At 64.9% G+C, this 20597-nt stretch carries 13 protein-coding genes; 6 read left to right on the plus strand and 7 right to left on the minus strand.

The window, feature by feature from the left end; all coding sequences use genetic code 11:
• Positions 1–23 precede the first annotated feature (23 nt).
• Positions 24–1856 (plus strand): ABC transporter ATP-binding protein, encoded by a 1833-nt coding sequence (locus ACIPG5_RS06305; protein ID WP_176517749.1) that lies wholly within the window; start codon positions 24–26, stop codon positions 1854–1856.
• 123 nt (positions 1857–1979) lie between these two features.
• Here the strand turns inward: ACIPG5_RS06305 and ACIPG5_RS06310 are convergent, their stop codons facing one another.
• On the minus strand, positions 1980–3107 hold the full coding sequence (locus ACIPG5_RS06310; RefSeq protein WP_401373833.1) for a GNAT family N-acetyltransferase: 1128 nt from the start codon (positions 3105–3107) through the stop codon (positions 1980–1982).
• Between the two features lie 227 nt (positions 3108–3334).
• Here ACIPG5_RS06310 and ACIPG5_RS06315 point away from each other — a divergent pair, with 227 nt between their 5' ends.
• On the plus strand, positions 3335–4579 hold the full coding sequence (locus tag ACIPG5_RS06315) for a putative porin (RefSeq protein WP_401373835.1): 1245 nt from the start codon (positions 3335–3337) through the stop codon (positions 4577–4579).
• Positions 4580–4761: 182 nt separating this feature from the next.
• Here ACIPG5_RS06315 and ACIPG5_RS06320 read toward each other — a convergent pair whose 3' ends face one another.
• Together ACIPG5_RS06320 and hrpA are read right to left on the minus strand one after the other, a co-directional pair.
• On the minus strand, positions 4762–5883 hold the full coding sequence (locus tag ACIPG5_RS06320; RefSeq protein WP_178128741.1) for a beta-ketoacyl-ACP synthase III: 1122 nt from the start codon (positions 5881–5883) through the stop codon (positions 4762–4764).
• Between the two features lie 195 nt (positions 5884–6078).
• The gene (hrpA, locus tag ACIPG5_RS06325) at positions 6079–9984 is read right to left on the minus strand and encodes an ATP-dependent RNA helicase HrpA (protein ID WP_401373838.1); all 3906 of its coding nucleotides are present in this window, start codon (positions 9982–9984) and stop codon (positions 6079–6081) included.
• A gap of 533 nt (positions 9985–10517) precedes the next feature.
• Between hrpA and ACIPG5_RS06330 the strand changes: the two genes are divergently transcribed.
• Together ACIPG5_RS06330 and ACIPG5_RS06335 are read left to right on the plus strand one after the other, a co-directional pair.
• Complete coding sequence (locus ACIPG5_RS06330; RefSeq protein ID WP_176517815.1) at positions 10518–11882, plus strand: glutamine synthetase family protein; 1365 nt, start codon at positions 10518–10520, stop codon at positions 11880–11882.
• 30 nt (positions 11883–11912) lie between these two features.
• Positions 11913–13220: an FAD-binding oxidoreductase gene (locus tag ACIPG5_RS06335; RefSeq protein WP_176517816.1), complete on the plus strand. Its 1308-nt coding sequence runs from the start codon at positions 11913–11915 to the stop codon at positions 13218–13220.
• Positions 13221–13346: 126 nt separating this feature from the next.
• On the opposite strand, the gene fadD1 is transcribed toward ACIPG5_RS06335, so the two are convergent.
• Entirely contained in the window at positions 13347–15044 is a 1698-nt protein-coding gene (gene fadD1 / locus ACIPG5_RS06340; protein WP_176517817.1) for a long-chain-fatty-acid--CoA ligase FadD1, read from the minus strand.
• A 371-nt stretch (positions 15045–15415) separates the two neighbouring features.
• On the minus strand, positions 15416–17104 hold the full coding sequence (fadD2, locus tag ACIPG5_RS06345; protein ID WP_401373841.1) for a long-chain-fatty-acid--CoA ligase FadD2: 1689 nt from the start codon (positions 17102–17104) through the stop codon (positions 15416–15418).
• Between the two features lie 207 nt (positions 17105–17311).
• On the opposite strand from fadD2, the gene ACIPG5_RS06350 reads away from it, so the two are divergent.
• Complete coding sequence (locus tag ACIPG5_RS06350) at positions 17312–18256, plus strand: lysophospholipase (protein ID WP_401373843.1); 945 nt, start codon at positions 17312–17314, stop codon at positions 18254–18256.
• Between the two features lie 33 nt (positions 18257–18289).
• Positions 18290–18760, plus strand: coding sequence for a MaoC family dehydratase (locus tag ACIPG5_RS06355; RefSeq protein WP_176517820.1), 471 nt, complete (start codon positions 18290–18292; stop codon positions 18758–18760).
• Positions 18761–18861: 101 nt separating this feature from the next.
• Here the strand turns inward: ACIPG5_RS06355 and ACIPG5_RS06360 are convergent, their stop codons facing one another.
• Positions 18862–20100, minus strand: coding sequence for an RNA polymerase sigma factor (locus ACIPG5_RS06360; protein ID WP_401373845.1), 1239 nt, complete (start codon positions 20098–20100; stop codon positions 18862–18864).
• Entirely contained in the window at positions 20100–20585 is a 486-nt protein-coding gene (locus ACIPG5_RS06365; RefSeq protein WP_236237624.1) for an SRPBCC family protein, read from the minus strand. Before ACIPG5_RS06365 ends, ACIPG5_RS06360 begins: the two co-directional genes overlap by 1 nt.
• Between the last annotated feature and the right edge of the window lie 12 nt (positions 20586–20597).

A 20597-nucleotide genomic window follows, 5' to 3' on the forward strand; every position in this document is an offset into this window, starting at 1 on the left:
GTAGCACAGGAGTCTCGTCACCCATGCTGTACCGCCGCTTCGAGCAACTGATCGACATCTTCCGCGACGCCCCGAGCGAATCGCCGCCCACCCAGGTGTGGCCCTTCTACCTCTACTACCTGCGCCAGGTGTGGCCGAGCTTCCTCGCCCTGCTGGTGGTCGGCCTGTTCGCCTCGCTGATCGAGGTGGCGATGTTCAGCTACCTGAGCCGCATCATCGACCTGGCCCAGGGCACGCCCAATGCCAACTTCTTCAGCGAGCACAGTGGCGAGCTGATCTGGATGCTGGTGGTGATTTTGCTGTTGCGGCCGATCTTCTTCGGCCTGCACGACCTGCTGGTGCACCAGACCATCAACCCCGGCATGACCAGCCTGATCCGCTGGCAGAACCACACCTATGTGCTCAAGCAGAGCCTGAACTTCTTCCAGAGCGACTTCGCCGGGCGCATCGCCCAACGCATCATGCAGACCGGCAACTCGCTGCGCGATTCGGCGGTGCAGGCGGTCGATGCCCTGTGGCATGTACTGATCTACGCCGTCACCTCGCTGGTGCTGTTCGCCGAGGCCGACTGGCGCCTGATGCTGCCGCTGCTGGCCTGGATCGCCGCGTACATCGCCTCGCTGTTCTACTTCGTGCCCAGGGTCAAGGAGCGCTCGGTGGTGTCCTCCGACGCGCGCTCCAAGCTGATGGGCCGCATCGTCGATGGCTACACCAACATCGCCACCCTCAAGCTGTTCGCCCACACCGACTACGAGCAGCAATACGCCCGCGAAGCGATCCGCGAGCAGACCGAAAAAACCCAGCTGGCCTCACGCGTGGTCACCAGCATGGACGTGGTCATCACCACCCTCAACGGCCTGCTGGTGGTCGCCACCACCGGCCTTGCCCTGTGGCTGTGGAGCCAGTCGCTGATCACCGTGGGCGCCATTGCCCTGGCCACCGGCCTGGTGATCCGCATCGTCAACATGTCGGGCTGGATCATGTGGGTGGTCAACGGCATCTTCGAGAACATCGGCATGGTCCAGGACGGCCTGCAGACCATCGCCCAGCCGGTCACCGTCACCGACAAGCCCCAGGCCCCGGCGCTGAAGGTCAGCCGCGGCGCGGTGCGCTTCGACGATGTGGACTTCCACTACGGCAAGGGCGGCAACGTGATCGAAGGGCTGAACCTGGACATCCGCCCGGGCGAGAAGATCGGCCTGATAGGCCCGTCCGGGGCCGGCAAGTCGACCCTGGTCAACCTGCTGCTCAGGCTCTACGACGTGCAGGGCGGGCGCATCCTGATCGACGGGCAGAACATCGCCGAGGTCAGCCAGGCCAGCCTGCGCGCGCAGATCGGCATGATCACCCAGGACACCTCGCTGCTGCACCGCTCGATCCGCGACAACCTGCTGTATGGCCGCCCCGACGCCAGCGAGGCGGCGCTGCACGAAGCCGTGCGCCGTGCGCGGGCTGATGATTTCATCCCGCTGCTCTCCGATGCCCAGGGGCGTACCGGCTTCGATGCCCATGTAGGCGAGCGCGGGGTGAAGTTGTCGGGTGGCCAGCGCCAGCGCATCGCCATTGCCCGGGTGCTGCTGAAGAATGCGCCGATCCTGATCATGGACGAGGCCACCTCGGCGCTGGACTCGGAAGTGGAAGCGGCGATCCAGGAAAGCCTGGAGACCCTGATGCAGGGCAAGACGGTGATCGCCATTGCCCACCGGCTGTCGACCATTGCCCGGATGGACCGGCTGGTGGTGCTGGACAAGGGGCACATCGTCGAGAGTGGCAGCCACAGCGAGTTGCTGGAGCAGCAGGGGTTGTATGCCCGGTTGTGGCATCACCAGACTGGCGGCTTCGTCGGGGTGGATTGAGCCCCTATCGCCGGCAAGCCGGCTCCCACAGGTCGCCACAAGCTCCAACACTGTGCAGCCCCTGTGGGAGACCCTGTGGGAGCCGGCTTGCCGGCGATAGGGCCCGCGCTGGCAACAAACCATTCAATCCCGGCGATAAGGCAACATCCCCCAAGCCTCCTCGGCATACCCCCTCACCCCTTCCCGCTCCTGGCGCAGAAAATCCTCCACCGCCCGCCGCAACCCCGGATGCAGCAGGTAATGCCACGACCGCGTCAGCACCGGCTCGAACCCGCGAATCAGCTTGTGCTCCCCCTGCGCCCCGGCATCGAAGCGTTGCAGCCCTTCGGCAATCGCAAAGTCCATGCCCTGGTAGAAACAGGTTTCGAAGTGCAGCCGGTCGAATTCATCCAGGCACCCCCAGTAGCGACCAAACAGGCTGTCACCCCCGACCAGGCTCAAGGCCATGGCCACGTCGCGCCCGCCCTGCCTGGCCAGCACCACCCGAATCGCTTCGGGCATGCGCTCGGCCAGCAGGCTGAAGAATTCACGCGTCAGGTACGGCGAACGCCGGCGCACCGCGTAGGTGTTGGCATAGCAGAGGTAGATGAAATCCCATTGGGCCTCCTCCAGCTCATCGCCACGGTACCAGCGAAAATCGATGCCCTGCCCCGCCACCTGCTCGCGCTCCTTGCGCATCTGCTTGCGCTTGCGTGAACTCAGGCTGTCGAGAAAATCCTGGAAGTCGCGGTAGCCGCGGTTGCGCCAATGGAACTGGCAGCCCAGCCGCTCCATCCAGCCCGGCAAGCTGGCCATGCGCTCATCGAGGCTGGCGTCGGTGAAGTTGATGTGCGCCCCCGACAGCCCGCCCTTGTTCAGGTACTCCGGCAACGCCTGCAGCAGCAACAGGCCATCGGCAGGGTCGGCAGCCAGCAAGCGCGGGCCGCTGACCGGGCTGAACGGCACCGCGCCGAGCAGCTTGGGGTAGTAGGCAATGCCGGCGCGCTCGCAGGCATCGGCCCAGCCCTGGTCGAACACATACTCGCCAAACGAGTGCCACTTGCGGTACGCCGGCAGCAACGCGCGCACCTGCCCGTCACGCTCCAGCACCAGGTGTTCGGCGGCCCAACCGCTTGAAGGGGCCACGCTGGCGCTGTCTTCCATGGCACTGAGGAAGGCATGGCGCAGGAAGGGTTGGCCGGCAGGCACCAGGGCGTCCCAGGTGGCTGCCGGCAGGTCACGCAGATGGGCGAGGCTGTAAAGGCTGGTCACGGTATCGACTCGTTGCTGAACGCCCCCAGTATTGCGGAATGACCCTTTGACACTCAATTACTTAACCGCAGTGCCACTAATTAGACATTATTCTGTCATTCGCCCTCGCAATACTTGCGCCTGTTTTCCGGAACCCCAGAACCTGTCTATTCAGGCCCTTTCCGAAGACATGCCAACATGGGGGCGGGCGCTGAGCCTCCCCAATATTTTTCAGTAGGGAGAACCTTATGCGTCTTGTTTCTACACTTACCGGAGTGAGCCTCACCGGCATGATGCTGGCTCTGAGTACTCCGGCCAGTGCTGCTGTCGACGCCAAGCTGCTCGAAATGCTCCGCGCCAATGGCTCGATCAACCAGGCGCAGTACAACGAACTGCAAGGCGACCTGGCAAAAGAAACCAAGGAAAAGGCCGACCAGAAAGCTCAGTCCGAACGTATGAGCTCCTTCGAACAGAAAGTGGCATGGGCCGCCAAGACCCAGATCAAGGGTGATGTGCGCCTGCGTTACGAAGACGTCAACGTCGACAACCCGATCTCCCGCAGTGGCAACCAGGACCGTGAGCGCGTGCGTGCCCGTGTCGGTTTCTACAGCGAGATCAACCCGCAGGTCGACGCCGGCGTGCGTGTGGCCACCGGCAGCAGCGCCGATGCCCGCTCGACCAACCAGAGCCTGGACAACTACTTCGAGAAGAAATCGCTGTGGGTCGACCTGGCCTACCTCGACTGGCACCCCACTGCCGTGCCGAACCTGCACCTGATCGGCGGCAAGATGATGCAGCCATGGGTGAGCATGGGCGACATCATCTGGGACAGCGACATCAACCCGGAAGGCGTGGCAGCCACCTACAAGACCAACCTCGGCCCTGCCGAAGTGTTCGGCAGCATCGGCCACTACAACCTGAAGGACAACGTCGATGGCGACGGCGTGCAGTTCAAGCACGACGCGCAACTGTACGCGGCCCAGCTGGGTACCAAGTTCAACGCGACTGACACCGTCAAGGTCACAGTGGGCGGCAGCATCTACGGCTACGACAACGACAAGGCCTCGGCTGCCCTGCGCTCGCTGGGCAACACCACCGACGAGTTCAACCTGGTGGAAGGCTTTGGCCAGGTCGACTTCACCGGCTTCGCCATCCCGCTGTCGGCTTACGGCCAGTTCGTCAAGAACACCGAGAGCACCGATGGCAAGGACAAGGCCTGGCTGGCTGGCCTGAAGAGCAAGATCGGCGCCTGGAGCCTGGACTACAACTACCGCGACGTACAGCGTAACGGTGTAGTCAGCCTGTTCACCGATTCGGACTTCGGCAACGGCTTTACGGGTTCGCGTGGCCACAAGTTCAAGGTCGGCTACGAGATCGACAAGAACTTCGCCCTGGGCGCGGCCTACATGATGGCCAAGACCGACTACTCCAACCTGCCGAACAGCGATGCTGACGTAGACACCCTGCAGGTGGACCTGGAAGCCAAGTTCTAAGCTGTAGCTCCCTTGCGTTACTCAGGCAGGAAGCACCGACCCCATCCGGTGCTTCCTGCCTTTTTTTGTCTGCACAAAGGATGGGGCCGCTTTGCGGCCCTTTCGCGACACAAGGCCGCTCCTACAACATCTGTAGGAGCGGCCTTGTGTCGCGAAAGGGCTGCAAAGCAGCCCCACCAGTCTCAGCGCTTGCGCAGAATCACACTACCAATCGAATACCCCGCACCAAACGAGCTCAACACCCCCAGCGAGCCCTTGGCCAGGTCATCCTGGTACAAGTGGAAGGCAATCACCGACCCCGCCGAACTGGTGTTGGCATAGCGGTCGAGAATCACCGGTGCGTCTTCCTCGGCCACCTCGCGCCCCAGCAGTTTCTTCACGATCAGGTGGTTCATGCTCAGGTTGGCCTGGTGCAGCCAGAAGCGCTTGACGTCGGACGGCTGCAGGCCGTTCTCGCCCAGGTGCTTGCCGATCAGCTCGGCGACCATCGGGCACACTTCGCGGAACACCTTGCGGCCTTCCTGCACGAACAGTTTGTCTGGCGCGCCGACGCCCTCTTCTGCCGTGCGGTTGAGGAAGCCGAAGTTGTTGCGGATGTTGTTGGAGAACGCGGTCAGCAGCTTGGTGCCGACAATGTCGAACTGATGCGCCGAAGTGGCCTGGTCGGCGCGCTCGACCAGCACCGCAGTGGCCGCGTCACCGAAGATGAAGTGGCTGTCGCGGTCGCGGAAGTTCAGGTGCCCGGTGCAGATTTCCGGGCTCACCACCAGCAGTGCGCGGGCCTGGCCCAGCTGCACGCTGTTGGCGGCGGTCTGGATGCCGAAGGTGGCCGACGAGCAGGCCACGTTCATGTCGAAGGCAAAGCCCTCGATGCCCAGGGCCTGCTGCACCTCGATGGCGATGGCCGGGTACGGGCGCTGCAGGTTGGAGCAGGCGACGATCACCCCGTCGACATCGGCCGGGGTGCGGCCGGCGCGTTCCAGTGCCTGGCGGGCTGCGGCCACGCCCATTTCGCAGAGAATCGACTGCTCGTCGTTGGAACGCTCGGGCAGGCGCGGCTTCATGCGCTGCGGGTCGAGGATGCCGGCCTTGTCCATCACGAAGCGGCTCTTGATGCCCGAGGCCTTCTCGATGAAGGCCGCATCGGACAGCGGCGCGGCTTCGATCTCGCCGCGCTCGATGGCATCGGCGTTGTCGCGGTTGAACTGCTGCGACCAGGTGTTGAAGGACTCCACCAGTTCTTCGTTGGAGATGCTCTGGGCCGGGGTATACAGGCCGGTGCCGCTGATCACGACGTTATGCACGGTCGTTCCTCTGGTCAAAGGCCATCGCCGCGGGGCGCTGGCTGGAAAATGCATAATGGCACTTTAGTGCCAGATTGAAGACGAGAGCGTTGCCCTCGATCGCAAGCAAGCTCGCGCCTGCAGGAGCGCGAGCTTGCTTGCGAAGGGCGGCGTTGCAGCCGCAAATTGCATCAATATTGCCACAACTTCGGGTGTTTAGGCTTCCACCTGCAACCACTGTTTACTGAGGCGCTTGTCGGAAATCGGCACTTTTGTACCCAACTGTTGCGCGAACAGCGACACCCGATATTCCTCCAGCAACCAGCGGTACAAGGCCAGCTGCTCATCACGCTTGCCTTCCTGGGCATGCTTGTCGGCTCGGGCCTTGTACTGCGCCCACAGGTTGCTCAGCTCAGCGCTCCACACCCGGTCCTTCTGTACCTGGGCGCCGAGTTTTTCCAGGCGCAGTTCCACCGCCTTGAGGTAGCGCGGCAGCTCCTTGAACCAGGCGCTCGGGGTTTCGCGCACGAAGCCTGGGTACACCAGGTTGGCCAGCTGCTGCTTGATGTCGTTGAGGGCCACGGCCTGGCTCAGGTCGATCTTGCCCTTGAAGCGCTTCTGCAGGCCATGCCACAGCTTGAGCACCTCCAGGGTCTGGCGCGCCAGGCGCTCGGCGTGCTCGGCCCAGCTGCCGCGCTTGCGCTCGGCCAGCCCGGCCAGCGCCGCGCCATCGCGTGGCAGGCTGGCTTCGCCTTCGAGGATGCAGCTGTCCAGGCTGGCCAGCAGGATGTCCTCGACCAGCGCCTCGACCCGGCCCAGCTCGCGGTACAACAGGCCCAGCTCGGTCAACCCCGGCAGCTTGCCACGCAGGAACTTGGCCGGCTCCGCCAACTGCTGCAGCAGCAAGCGCTGCAAGGCGCGGCGGTGCTGGAACTCGGCTTCGGCCTGGGTCGAGAAACGCCCTTCGCGCACGCTGCCGCTTTCTTCCACCAGCGCCGGGTAAACCGTCATCGACAGCCCGGCGATCTTCTGCTGGGCAGTCTGCTTCACTTCGCTGAAGGCCTTGGCCTGCACCGGCTGCTCGCTCTTCTCGCTGCGCGGCACTGCCAACGCTGCCTGGCTGGCGGCGGCAAAGCGGGCGGTCAGCTCGGCCAGGTCACGGCCCTCGCCGAGGAACTTGCCCTGGCCGTCGACCACTTCGATGTTCATCCGCAAGTGGCCTTCGACCAGGCTGATGGACTCCTCCCAGGCCTCGTCCGACACCCGCGCACCGGTCATGCGCAGCAGCTCCTGGCCCAGCGCCTGGGGCAGCGCGCCCTGGGCGAAGGCCATGCGTGACAGCGCCGCCTTGACGAAGTCCGGCACCGGCACGAAGTTCTTGCGCAGGGCCTTGGGCAGGTTGCGCACCAGGGCGATGCACTTGGCTTCCAGCAGGCCCGGCACCAGCCACTCCAGGCGCTCGCCCGGCAGGCTCGGCAACAACGGCGCCGGTACCCGCACGGTCACGCCGTCACGCGGGTGGCCGGGTTCGAAGTGGTAGGTCAGCGGCAGGCGCAGCTCGCCCACCTGCAGGCTGTCGGGGTACTGCGCCGCGGTGACTTCACTGGCCTCGCGGGCCAGCACGTCTTCCTCGCGCATGATCAGCAGGTTGGCGTCCTTCTGGCTGCCCATGCGGTACCAGCTGTCGAAGGTCGCGGTCTGGTGGATTTCGGCCGGCAGGCGCGCCTCGTAGAAGCCGTACAGGGTTTCTTCATCGGCCAGGATGTCGCGCCGGCGGGCCTTGGCCTCCAGCTCGTCGAGTTCTTCGAGCAGGCGCTTGTTGGCCGCCAGGCACTTGGCCCGCGACTGGATCTCGCCGCCCACCAGGCCCTCGCGGATGAACAGCTCGCGGGACGTGACCGGGTCGATCGGGCCGAAGTGCACCGGGCGCCGGCCCACCAGGATCAAGCCGTACAAGGTGATCTGCTCGTAGGCCACCACTTGCCCGCGCTTCTTCTCCCAGTGCGGCTCGAAGTGGTTCTTCTTCACCAGGTGGGTGGCCAGCGGCTCGATCCAGTCGGGCTCGATCTTGGCGACCATGCGCGCATACAGCTTGGTGGTCTCGACCAGCTCGGCCGCCATCAGCCACTGCGGGCGCTTGCGGCCGATGCCCGAGGATGGGTGAACCCAGAAGCGGCGCTGGCGCGCGCCCTGGTAATCGCCCTCTTCGGCCTTGTGGCCGATCTGGCTGAGCAGGCCGCTGAGGATGGCCTTGTGCACCTTCTGGTAGTCGGACGGTTCCTTGTTCACCGTCAGCTGCAGCTCACGGCAGATCAGCGCCAGCTGGCGATGGGCATCGCGCCATTCGCGCAGGCGCAGGTAATTGAGGAAGTTCTTGCGGCACCAGTTGCGCAGCGGGTTGGCGGTCAGCGCCTGGCGCTGCTCTTCGAAGCCACGCCACAGGTTGATAAGCGCCGCGAAGTCCGAATCCACGTCCTTCCACTGCGCGTGCGCCTGGTCGGCGGCCTGCTGGCGCTCTGGCGGGCGCTCGCGCGGGTCTTGCACCGACAGCGCACTGGCGACGATCAACACTTCCTGCAGGCTGCCCTGGCGGGCGCCTTCGAGCAGCATGCGGCCCAGCCGGGGGTCGATCGGCAGGCGCGCCAGCTGGCGGCCGAGTGGGGTCAGCTGGTTCTCGCGGTTGACCGCCGAGAGCTCCTGCAACAGGTTGAAGCCGTCGCTGATGGCCTTGCCATCCGGCGGCTCGATGAACGGGAAGGCATCGATGGCGCCCAGGCGCAGGTGCAGCATCTGCAGGATCACCGCGGCCAGGTTGGTGCGCAGGATCTCGGGGTCGGTGAAGGCCGGCCGGCCGTTGAAGTCTTCTTCGCTGTACAGGCGGATGCAGATGCCCGGCTCGACCCGGCCGCAGCGGCCTTTACGCTGGTTGGCGCTGGCCTGGGACACCGCTTCGATCGGCAGGCGCTGGACCTTGGCGCGGTAGCTGTAGCGGCTGATGCGCGCGGTGCCGGTGTCGATCACGTAGCGGATGCCGGGCACGGTCAGCGAGGTTTCGGCGACGTTGGTCGCCAGCACCACCCGCCGCCCGCTGTGCGACTGGAAGATGCGCTGCTGTTCGGCCGGCGACAGGCGGGCATACAGCGGCAGGATCTCGGTATGGCGCAATTGCGCCTTGCGCAGGATCTCGGCGGCGTCGCGGATTTCCCGCTCGCCCGGCAGGAACACCAGCACATCGCCGGGGCCCTTGCCCTCGCTGCGCTCGTGGTGGGCGATCTCGTCGAGGGTGGCGAGGATCGCCTGGTCGACGGTGAGGTCGTCCTCGATCTGGTTGCCTTCTTCGTCCTGCTCGCTGGTCAGCGGCCGGTACCAGGTGTCGACCGGGTAGGTGCGGCCGGACACCTCGATGATCGGTGCGCCATCGAAATGCTTGGAGAAGCGCTCCAGGTCGATGGTCGCCGAGGTGATGATCAGCTTCAGGTCCGGCCGGCGGTGCAGCAGGGTCTTCAGGTAGCCGAGCAGAAAATCGATGTTCAGGCTGCGCTCGTGGGCTTCGTCGACGATGATCGTGTCGTAGCGCTCGAGGAAGCGGTCGTGCTGGGTCTCGGCCAGGAGGATGCCGTCGGTCATCAGCTTGACCAGGGTGTTGGCGTCGCTCTGGTCCTCGAAACGCACCTGGTAACCAACCAGCCCGCCCAGCGGCGTTGCCAGCTCTTCGGCAACCCGGGCCGCCACGCTGCGCGCGGCGATGCGCCGTGGCTGGGTGTGAGCGATCAGGCCATGGCTGCCGCGGCCCAGTTCCAGGCAGATCTTGGGCAGCTGGGTGGTCTTGCCAGAGCCGGTCTCGCCGGCGATCACCAGCACCTGGTGTTCTGCCAGGGCCTTCTTGATCTCGTCGCGCTTGGCGGCGATCGGCAGGCTGTCGTCGTAGCGGATGACCGGCACGCTGTTCTGGCGCGCGGTGACCTGGGCGCAGGACGCCTGGACCTTTTCCACCCACTGGGCAAGCTTGGCCTCGTCGGGGCGCTTGCGCAGCTCATGCAGTTGCCGGCGCAGGCGATGGCGGTCGGCGATCATGGCGTGGTCGAGGTTTTGCAGCAGTTTGTCGATGGCGTGGTCAGTCATGGGGCTTTTTAGTGATGCAGGTGGGCCTGCTTTTTCATGATCGGCATTCGATGGATGCGCGATTGTCGCAGATTTGCCGGTTGATTGCTGGCTGTACGGGCCCTATCGCCGGCAAGCCGGCTCCCACAGGTGCACCGCAGGTTCTAGATTCTGTGCTGTACCTGTGGGAGCCAGCTTGCTGGCGATAGGGCCAGCGCAGGCTCCCTGTATGTTTAGTGAACCCCGATGTGAAGGTTGCCATTCACTGCTTTAATCAACATTACGCCGCATGTGAGTATCAAAGGCATGACCCCCGCACCGACCATCGCCCCGCCGCTGTCCCGCCCTTCGCTACCGAAGGCCAGGACCTGCGCCGGCGAAAATCCGCTGGTCCATGTGATCCTCGCCTTCTGGGCCCTGTGGCACTGCCGTCACGCCCGCCCACCGGACACTTCGCTCTCGCCTCTCTGAACATACCCGGCCACCCTTCGGCCGATTGACTCAGCTGGACCGCAGCCAAGCGGCGGTCCTGTGTGCCCACGAGCGAATCCATCATGCACTTTGCACCTGTAGAGCAAGCCCGCCGTTTTCTCGCCGACAACCCGGATATCGAGCTGTTCGAGTTGTTCATCCTCGACGCCAACGGCGTACCCCGCGGCAAGTTGCTGCACCGCGAGGAACTGCTGGCCGTGTACCAGAGCGGCCGCCCGCTGCCCAGCACCATCCTGGGCCTGACCCTCAATGGCGATGACGTGGAAAACTCAGGCCTGGTCTGGGACGTGGGCGATATCGATTGCCGCGCCTACCCGCTGGACGGCAGCCTGGTACGCCTGCCCTGGCGCCGGGTGCCGACCGCCGCGGTGCAGGTCAGCATGCACCCCACCGAGGGCATGCCGGCCAGCGTCGCCGACCCGCGCCACGTCTTGCTGCGCACCGTCCAAGCCCTGAAGGCCGACGGCTACCACCCGGTGATGGCCTGCGAGCTGGAGTTCTACCTGCTCGACCAGAAACGCGATGCCCAGGGCCGCCCGCAACCGGCGCTGGACAACGACGGCGGGCGCCCGCGCAGCACCCAGGTCTATGGCCTGCGCGAGCTGGAGCAGATCGAGCCGTTCCTCGCCGACCTCTACGCCGCCTGCAAAGCCCAAGGCATCCCGGCGCGCACGGCGATTTCCGAATACGCCCCGGGCCAGGTGGAAATCACCCTGGAACATGGCGATGCCCTGGAGGCCATGGACCAGGCCGTGCGCTACAAACGCCTGGTCAAGGGCGTGGCCCATGCCCATGGCATGCAAGCCTGCTTCATGGCCAAGCCCTTCGCCCAGTTGGCCGGCACCGGCATGCACATGCACCTGAGCCTGGCCGACAGCGAAGGCAACAACCTGTTCGCCAGCGACGACAAGGCCGGCACCCCGCTGCTGCGCCAGGCGGTAGCCGGCATGCTGCGCCACCTGCGCGATTCGTTGCTGCTGTTCTGCCCCAACGCCAACTCGTTCCGCCGCTTCCAGGCCAACAGCTACGCGCCGCTGGCGCCGACCTGGGGCGTCGACAACCGCACCGTGAGCCTGCGCGTGCCCGGCGGGCCGGCCAACAGCCGCCACGTGGAGCACCGCATCTGCGGCGCCGACGCCAACCCTTACCTGGCGGCGGCAGCCATTCTCGCCGCCAGCCACCGCGGCATCCGCGAGCAGCTCGACCCGGGCGCCCCGGTGGAAGGCAACGGCTACGCCCAGGCCACCGAGCACCTGCCCACCGACTGGCTGACCGCCCTCGACGCGCTGGAGCGTTCCGAGTGGGCGCGCGAAGCGCTCGGCGAGGCCTTCCTCGGTGTGTACCTGAAGGTCAAGCGTGCCGAGTACCGCCAGTTCATGGCCGAAGTCAGCGAACAGGACTGGCGCTGGTACCTGCACCAGGCCTGAGCCCTACCCTATTCAGAACAAGGAATACCCATGAACGCAGCACTCAACAACGGCCCGGCCCAGCGCGCGCCGTCCTATTACAGCGCCTCGCTCAACGACCACACCGAGTACCCCCAGCTCAAGGGAACGGTGCAGGTCGACGTGGCCATCATCGGCGGCGGCTTCACCGGCGTGGCCACTGCCGTGGAGCTGGCCGAGCGTGGCCTGAAGGTCGCCGTGGTGGAAACCAACCGCATCGGCTGGGGCGCCAGCGGGCGCAATGGCGGGCAGGTCACGGGCAGCCTGTCGGGCGACGAGGCCATGCGCACGCAGATGCGCCAGCGCCTGGGCAACGATGTCGATGACTTCATCTGGCACCTGCGCTGGCGCGGGCATCAGCTGATCGAGCAGCGGGTCGAGCGCTATGGCATCGACTGCGACCTCAAGCGCGGCCACCTGCACGCGGCCATGAAGCCCGCCCACATGGATGAGTTGCGCGGTTTCCAGGCCGAGGCCGAGCGCCGCGGCATGGGCGACCAGGTGCAACTGCTCGACCGCAATGCCGTGGCCCAGCACCTGCAGAGCCCGCTGTACCTGGGCGCGCTGAAGAACATGCGCAACCTGCACCTGCACCCGCTCAACCTGTGCCTGGGCGAAGCGCGCGCGGCCCACAGCCTGGGGGCGCTGATCTTCGAGAACTCCGAGGTGCTGGACATCGTCCATGGCCCACGCCCGGCCGTCGTTACCGCCCACGGGCGGGTCGAGGCGCGCCAGGTGATGCTGGCCGGCGACGTCTACCACAAGCTGGAAAAGCGCCAGCTCAAGGGCAAGATCTTCCCGGCCATGGGCGGCATCGTCACCACCGCGCCGCTGGGTGAGCTGGCCGAGCAGATCAACCCGCAGGACCTGGCGGTGTACGACTGCCGTTTCGTGCTCGACTACTACCGCCTGACAGCGGACAAGCGCCTGCTGTTCGGCGGCGGCGCCAACTACTCGGGCAAGGATTCACGGGATATCGAAGGCGAGCTGCGCCCGTGCATCGAGCGCACCTTCCCGGCGCTCAAGGGCGTGCCGATCGAGTTCCAGTGGAGTTGCGCGATGGGCATCGTGGTCAACCGCATTCCGCAACTGGGCAAGCTGTCGGACAACGTCTGGTACTGCCAGGGCTACTCGGGGCATGGCATCGCCACCAGCCACATCATGGGCGAGATCATGGCCGAGGCGCTGACCGGGACGCTGGAGAAGTTCGATACCTTTGCCGAGTGCAAGCACATCAAGGTGCCGATGGGGGATCTGCTGGGCAATCCGCTGTTGGCGGCGGGGATGTGGTACTACCAGATGCTTGAGAAATTGCGCTGATCTTACCGGCCTCATCGCCGGCAAGCCGGCTCCCACGGAGAACCACCAGATTCGAGCACTGTGGTCTACCTGTGGGAGCCGGCTTGCCGGCGATGAGGCCAGTCAAGCCAGCCGAGGCCGGGAAGGTCAGGCGATCTTCTTCAACCCCTGCTTTTTCAGCTCTTCATCACGCAGTTCGCGACGCAGGATCTTGCCAACGTTGGTAGTCGGCAAGGCATCGCGGAACTCGATGTATCGCGGCACCTTGTAGCCTGTGACGTTGGCACGCATGTGCTCCATCACCTGCTCCTTGGTCAGGGTCATGCCCGGCTTGACCACGATGAACACCTTGATCACCTCACCCGACTTCTCGTCCGGCACGCCGATCGCCGCGCATTGCAACACGCCCGGCAGGCCCGCGAGCACGTCTTCGAGCTCGTTGGGGTACACGTTGAAGCCCGAGACCAGGATCATGTCCTTCTTGCGATCGACAATGCGCATGTAGCCGTCGGGCTGGATCAGGGCGATGTCACCGGTCTTCAGCCAACCCTCGGCGTCGAGGATTTCGGCGGTGGCGTCTTCACGCTGCCAGTAACCCTTCATCACCTGCGGGCCCTTGACGCACAGTTCACCGGTTTCGCCCAACGGCAGTTCGTTGCCGTTATCGTCGATGACCTTGCACAGGGTCGAAGGCACCGGGATGCCGATGGTGCCGACCTGGTTGGCCTCGGCCGGGTTGACCGCCGCCACCGGGCTGGTCTCGGTCATGCCGTAGCCTTCGCAGATGGCGCAACCGGTGACCGTCTTCCAGCGCTCGGCCACGCTCAACTGCAGGGCCATGCCACCGGACAGGGTGATTTTCAGCGCCGAGAAGTCCAGCGCACGGAACGCCTCGTTGTTGCACAGGGCAACGAACAGGGTGTTGAGGCCGACGAAACCGCTGAACTTCCACTTGCCCAGCTCCTTGACCATCGCTGGCAGGTCGCGCGGGTTGCTGATCAGCACGTTGTGGTTGCCGATCAGCATCATGGCCATGCAATGGAAGGTAAAGGCATAGATGTGGTACAGCGGCAGCGGGGTGATGAGGATCTCGCAGCCTTCTTGCAGGTTCGAGCCCATCAGCGCCCGGCACTGCAGCATGTTGGCGACCAGGTTGCGGTGGGTCAGCATCGCGCCCTTGGCCACGCCGGTGGTACCGCCGGTGTATTGCAACACCGCCACGTCGTTGGGCTGCGGGTTGGCTTCACTGACCGGCTGGCCCTTGCCCAGCGCCAGGGTGTCGTTGAAACGCACGGCACGCGGCAGGTTATAGGCCGGTACCATCTTCTTCACGTACTTGATGACGCTGTTGATCAGCAGGCGCTTGATCGGCGGCAACAGGTCGGCCACTTCGGTGACGATGACGTGCTTGACCTGGGTCTTGGGCACCACCTTTTCGGCCAGGTGGGCCATGTTGGCCAGGCACACCAGGGCCTTGGCGCCGGAGTCGTTGAACTGGTGCTCCATCTCCCGCGTGGTGTACAGCGGGTTGGTATTGACCACGATCAAGCCGGCGCGCATGGCGCCGAAGACCGCTACCGGGTACTGCAGGACATTGGGCAGTTGCACGGCAATGCGATCACCCGGCTTGAGGTCGGTGTGCTGCTGCAGCCAGGCCGCGAAGGCGCCGGACAGCGCATACAACTCGCCGTAGGTGATGGTCTTGCCCAGGTTGCTAAAGGCCGGTTTGTCGGCAAAGCGTTGGCAGGATTGCTTGAGTACCGCCTGGATATTGGGGAATTCGTCAGGATTGATTTCCGCCGTAATCCCGGCTGGGTATTTATCCTTCCAAAAATGTTCGATCATGGAAGCCCACTCCTTCAGCAACAGCGAAGTTCGATTCACGCGTCGATGCGTTTATTATTGATATGTGATGGCGGTTCATTGCAAACCGAAACATCTGAAAGCGGGCCGAGAGTAACAGCTTTGTTTGGGGTCGCCTAGGGGCCAAACAGGGCCTAACGGTCACAAAAATGACTCAATGAACGATACAAGTCATTTTTAGAGTATTTAGCCAAAATGTCGCAAATCTAAGAGAATTTCAGACGGCAAGCGGCATTCTAGAGCGGCTTTGGCCCCATCGCCGGCAAGCCGGCTCCCACAAGGGGCCTGCGCAAAACTCACGGTTGCGCCTTACTTGTGGGAGCCGGCTTGCCGGCGATGGGGCCACGGATCAATCAAGCGATGTCACGCAACTCGCGCCGCAGAATCTTGCCCACCGGCGTCATCGGCAACGACTCGCGCAGCACAATGTGCTTGGGCACCTTGTACCCGGTGAAGTTGGCCTTGCAGTAGGCCTTGAGCTCGTCCACGTCGAGCCCTCCCTCACGCGCCACCACAAACAGCTTCACCGCCTCGCCGGAACGCTCGTCGGGCACACCGATGGCCGCGCAGTTGGCCACCTGCGGATGGCCCATGATCACGTCCTCGATCTCGTTGGGGTACACGTTGAAGCCCGACACGATGATCATGTCCTTCTTGCGGTCGACGATGCGGGTGAAGCCGTCCGGGTCGATCACCGCGATGTCGCCGGTCTTGAACCAGCCTTCGGCATCGAGCGACTGGGCCGTGGCCTCGGGCTGCTTCCAGTACCCCTTCATCACCTGCGGGCCCTGGATGCACAACTCGCCGCGCTCGCCCAACGCCAACTCGTTGCCCTCGTCATCGATGACCTTGAATGCGGTGCCCGCCACCGGAATACCGACCGTGCCCAGGCGAGCCAGCTTGCCATAGGGGTTGGTGCTGGCCACCGGCGAAGTCTCGGTCAGGCCGTAGCCTTCGACGATGCGGCAACCGGTGAGGCTTTCCCAGCGTTCGGCGGTGGCCTTCACCAGCGCGGTGCCACCGGAGTTGGTGACCTTGAGCGCGGAGAAGTCCAGCTGGCGGAACCCTGGGTGATCCATCAGGGCAACGAAAAGGGTGTTCAACCCAAGCAAGGCCGAGAAGCGCCATTTGCCCAGCTCCTTGATGAAGCCTGGGATATCGCGCGGGTTGGTGATCAGCACGTTGTGGTTGCCGGTGACCATCATGCACATGCAGTTCGCGGTAAAGGCATAGATGTGGTACAGCGGCAGCGGCGCGATCATCACCTCCTGGCCGTCCTTGATCAGCTTCTGCCCGTCCGGGCCGTGCTGGGAGAAGCAGGCCAGCACCTGGAGCATGTTCGCCACCAGGTTGCCGTGGCTGAGCATGGCCCCCTTGGCCAGGCCGGTGGTGCCGCCGGTGTATTGCAGCACGGCGATGTCGTCGAGGTTCAGCGGCACCGGCTTGTGCGCCTGGCCGCGGCCCTGGCGCAACACCTGCTTGAAGGACACCGCCTGCGGCAAGGCGTAGGCCGGGACCATCTTCTTCACCTTGTCGACCACGGTATTGACCAGCCAACCCTTGGCCGCCGGCAGCAGGTCGCCCATCTTGGCCTCGATCAGGTACTCGATGCCGGTATCGGGCAGCACCTCCTGCACGCGCTTGCCGAACATGTTCAGATACACCAGCGCGCGGGCGCCGGCATCCTTGAACTGGTGACGCATCTCGCGCTCGGTGTACAGCGGGTTGGTGTTGACCACGACCAGCCCGGCACGCAAGGCGCCGAACACCGCGATCGGGTACTGCAGGACGTTGGGCATCTGCACCGCGATGCGATCGCCCGGCACCAGGTCGGTGTGCTGCTGCAGCCAGGCGGCGAAGGCCGCGGAGTGGCGCTCGAGTTCGGCGTAGGTCAGGGTCACGCCCAGGTTGCTGAATGCCGGGCGATCGGCGAAGCGCTTGCAGGAGCGCTCAAACACCTCGACCACCGAGGTGTACGCATGGATGTCGATGGTGGAAGGTACGCCCGCCGGGCGCTTGTCATTCCAGAAGTCGGCTTGCATTTATTGTTGTTCCTCTGCCTTGACCTGCATGTTCCCTTTTCCTGTTTGCCTGAAGGCAAAAGGCGTTCAACCGACGTTAGCAGGTAAGCCCAAGGTGGCATATACGCCAAGTGCCGCCATTAACATTGTGAATCTTATTTGTGCCCTTCCTGCAATCGATGGGGTTGCGCATACACTGTGCGGGTACCCCTGCGCAAAGGAATCGCCATGCCCCACGACGCCTTCTGGCTGCATGCCAGCGAGCACTGCAGCCTGTACGTACACCAATGGTTGCCGGCCACGCCGGTGAAAGCCGTGGTGCTGCTGGCGCACGGCATGGCCGAGCACGCCGGGCGCTACCAGCGCCTGGGGCATGCCTTGAGCGACGCCGGCTACGCGCTGGTGGCCGCCGACCTGCGCGGCCACGGGCGCACCGCCGAGCTGGGCAGCCTCGGCCTGTTCGCCCGGCATCATGGCTGGAATGCCGTGGTCAACGACCTCGGCCTGCTGGCCCAGCACATCGGCCAGCAGTTTCCCTGCACCCCGCTGATCCTGTTCGGCCACAGCATGGGCAGCTACATCGCCCAGGCCTACCTGATGCACCACAGTGGCAGCGTGCACGGGGCCATCCTCAGCGGCTCGAACCTGCAGCCGCCGGCGCTGTACCGCGCGGCGCGCCTGATCGCCCGCCTGGAGGCCTGGCGCCAGGGCCCGACGGGCAAGAGCGCGCTGATCGACTGGCTGTCGTTCGGCTCCTTCAACAAAGCCTTCAAGCCCAACCGCACGGCGTTCGACTGGCTCAGCCGCGACCCTGCCGAGGTCGACCTGTACGTCGCCGACCCCTTGTGCGGCTTTCGCTGCAGCAACCAGCTGTGGCTGGACCTGCTCCAGGGCCTGGCGCAGATCAGCCAGCCTCGCAACCTGGCGCAGATCGACCCGAACCTGCCGTTGCTGGTGATGGGCGGTGAATGTGATCCGGTGAGTGCCGGCAAGCGTCTCACCCATCTGGCCGACGCCCTGCGCGCGACGGGCAATCGACATGTACAGCTGCGCGTCTATCCTCAGGCGCGGCACGAAGTGCTCAATGAACTCAACCGAGACGAGGTCACCGCCGATATCCTCGCCTGGCTGGAGCAGGCGCTGGCCCTTGGCCGCCCTGCCCGCAGTGAATGATAGCGGCCTCGTCCGTCCACCAAGGAAACGCCAATGACCCAGGTCACCAACACGCCTTACGAAGCTCTTGAAGTGGGCCAGACGGCCAGTTACGAAAAGTCCGTGCAAGAGCGCGACATCCAGCTGTTCGCCGCCATGTCCGGTGACCACAACCCGGTGCACCTGGACGCCGAATTCGCGGCCAAGAGCATGTTCCGCGAGCGCATTGCCCATGGCATGTTCAGCGGCGCGCTGATCAGCGCCGCAGTGGCCTGCACCCTGCCTGGCCCTGGCACCATCTACCTGGGCCAGAAGATGAGCTTCCAGAAGCCGGTGAAGATCGGTGACACCCTGACCGTGCGCCTGGAAATCCTCGAGAAGCTGCCCAAGTTCAAGGTGCGCATCGCCACCAACGTGTACAACCAGAATGATGAGCTGGTAGTCGAGGGCGAGGCCGAGATCCTGGCGCCGCGCAAGCAGCAGACCGTCGAGCTGGTGTCGCCGCCGAACTTCGTCGCTAGCTGATTGCTTTAGTCTGCCCGCCCCCACAGAGAGACCACAGTTGCCACTTTCAGTGGTGTACCTGTGGGAGCCGGCTTGCCGGCGCTAGGGCGGTGACTGCCACCTCACTCCAGCGCCTGCAAGCGCTGCTCGATATGCCGCCGCTCGGGCCCCTGCCGGGTCAACGCCAGCGCCCGCCGCCAGGCCGCCCGCGCCTGCTCGACATTACCCAGCTGCTGATGCAGCTCGGCCCGCGCCGCATGCGCCAGGTGATAGTCGCTCAGCTCCCCAGCCTGCAGAATCGCCTCCACTTCCCGCAGCCCCGCCCGTGGCCCATCCCGCTTGGCCAGCGCCACCGCCCGGTTGAGCGCCACCACCGGTGAAGGCCAGTGCCGCTGCAGTACATCGTACAGCCCGACGATCTCGGCCCAGTCCGTCGCCTCTGCGCTCTGGGCTTCGGCATGCACTGCAGCGATCGCCGCCTGCACGGTGTAGGCACCGAACGCCCGACTGCCCAGCGCCAAGCGCACCAGCTCGCAACCTTCGCTGATCTGCTCGTGGTCCCACAGGCTGCGGTCCTGCTGGTCGAGCAGCACCAGGTTGCCTTGGGCATCGCTGCGCGCCCGCTGTCGCGATGCCTGCAGCAGCATCAGCGCCAGCAGGCCGACGGCTTCCGGGTCGGGCAACAGTTGCACCAGCAAACGCCCCAGGCGAATCGCCTCGTCGCTCAGCGCCTGCTGCAGCACCTGTTCGCCGGACGACGCCGAATAGCCCTCGTTGAACACCAGGTAGATCACCCGCAGCACGCTCTCCAGGCGTGGCGCCAGCTCGTGCATTTCCGGCACCTGGTAGGGAATGCGCGCATCACGGATCTTGGCCTTGGCGCGCACGATGCGCTGGGCGATGGTCGCAGGGCTCTGCAGGAACGCCCGGGCGATCTGCTCGGTGGTCAGGTCGCACACCTCGCGCAGGGTCAGAGGCACCTGGGCATCGGCGGCCAGGGCCGGGTGGCAGCAGGTGAAGATCAGCCGCAGGCGGTCGTCGGCGAGCAGTTCTTCCTCGCTGGGGTCGGGTTGTTGGCCTTCGATGAGCATGATCAGGTCTGCCTGGGAGCGGTCGAAACGGGCGCGCCGGCGCAGGGCGTCGATGGCCTTGAAGCGGCCGGTCGATACCAGCCAGGCACGCGGGTTGGCCGGGATACCGTCGCGCTGCCAGCGCTCCACCGCGATGAAAAAGGCATCGTGCATTGCCTCCTCGGCCAGGTCGAAATCGCCCAGCAAGCGGATCAGCGTCGCCAGGATGCGCCGCGAGTCGCGCCGGTACACCGCCTCGACTTCGGCGCGCACGGCGCGCTCCTGCGCCATCAGTCCGGCATCCGCTGGGTCACCACCTCCACCAGGCGGTCCAGGCTTTCTCCCCAACCCTGGTGGAAGCCCATTTCCTCGTGGGCACGGCTGTCGGCGGCGTTCCAGTGCCAGGCACGGGCGGTGTAGCGGGTTTTGCCGTGCTCCTCGTCAAAGGTGATGACCGCCGTCATGAAGGCTTTGTCCGAGGGCACCCAACCTGGGCCGAAGGCGTCGGTGAACACCAGCCGGCGCGGCGCCGCAATTTCCAGGAACACGCCCTGGGTCGGGTATTCGGTGCCATCCGGCGCGCGCATCAAGGTCCGGAAGAGGCCACCGACCCACAGCTGCATCTCGCATTGCGGCGTGGTCATGCCGTGCGGCCCCCACCACTGCATCAGCCATTCGGGCTCGGTCCAGGCGCGGAACACCTTGGCGGGCGGGGCATCGATCAGGCGGCTGATGGACAATTCGTGCTGCGCTTGCGCAGGTTGGGCGAGGCTCATGCTGGTGGTTCT

The sequence above is a fragment of the Pseudomonas sp. NPDC087029 genome (assembly GCF_044745345.1).
Classification (GTDB): Bacteria; Pseudomonadota; Gammaproteobacteria; order Pseudomonadales; family Pseudomonadaceae; genus Aquipseudomonas; species Aquipseudomonas faucium.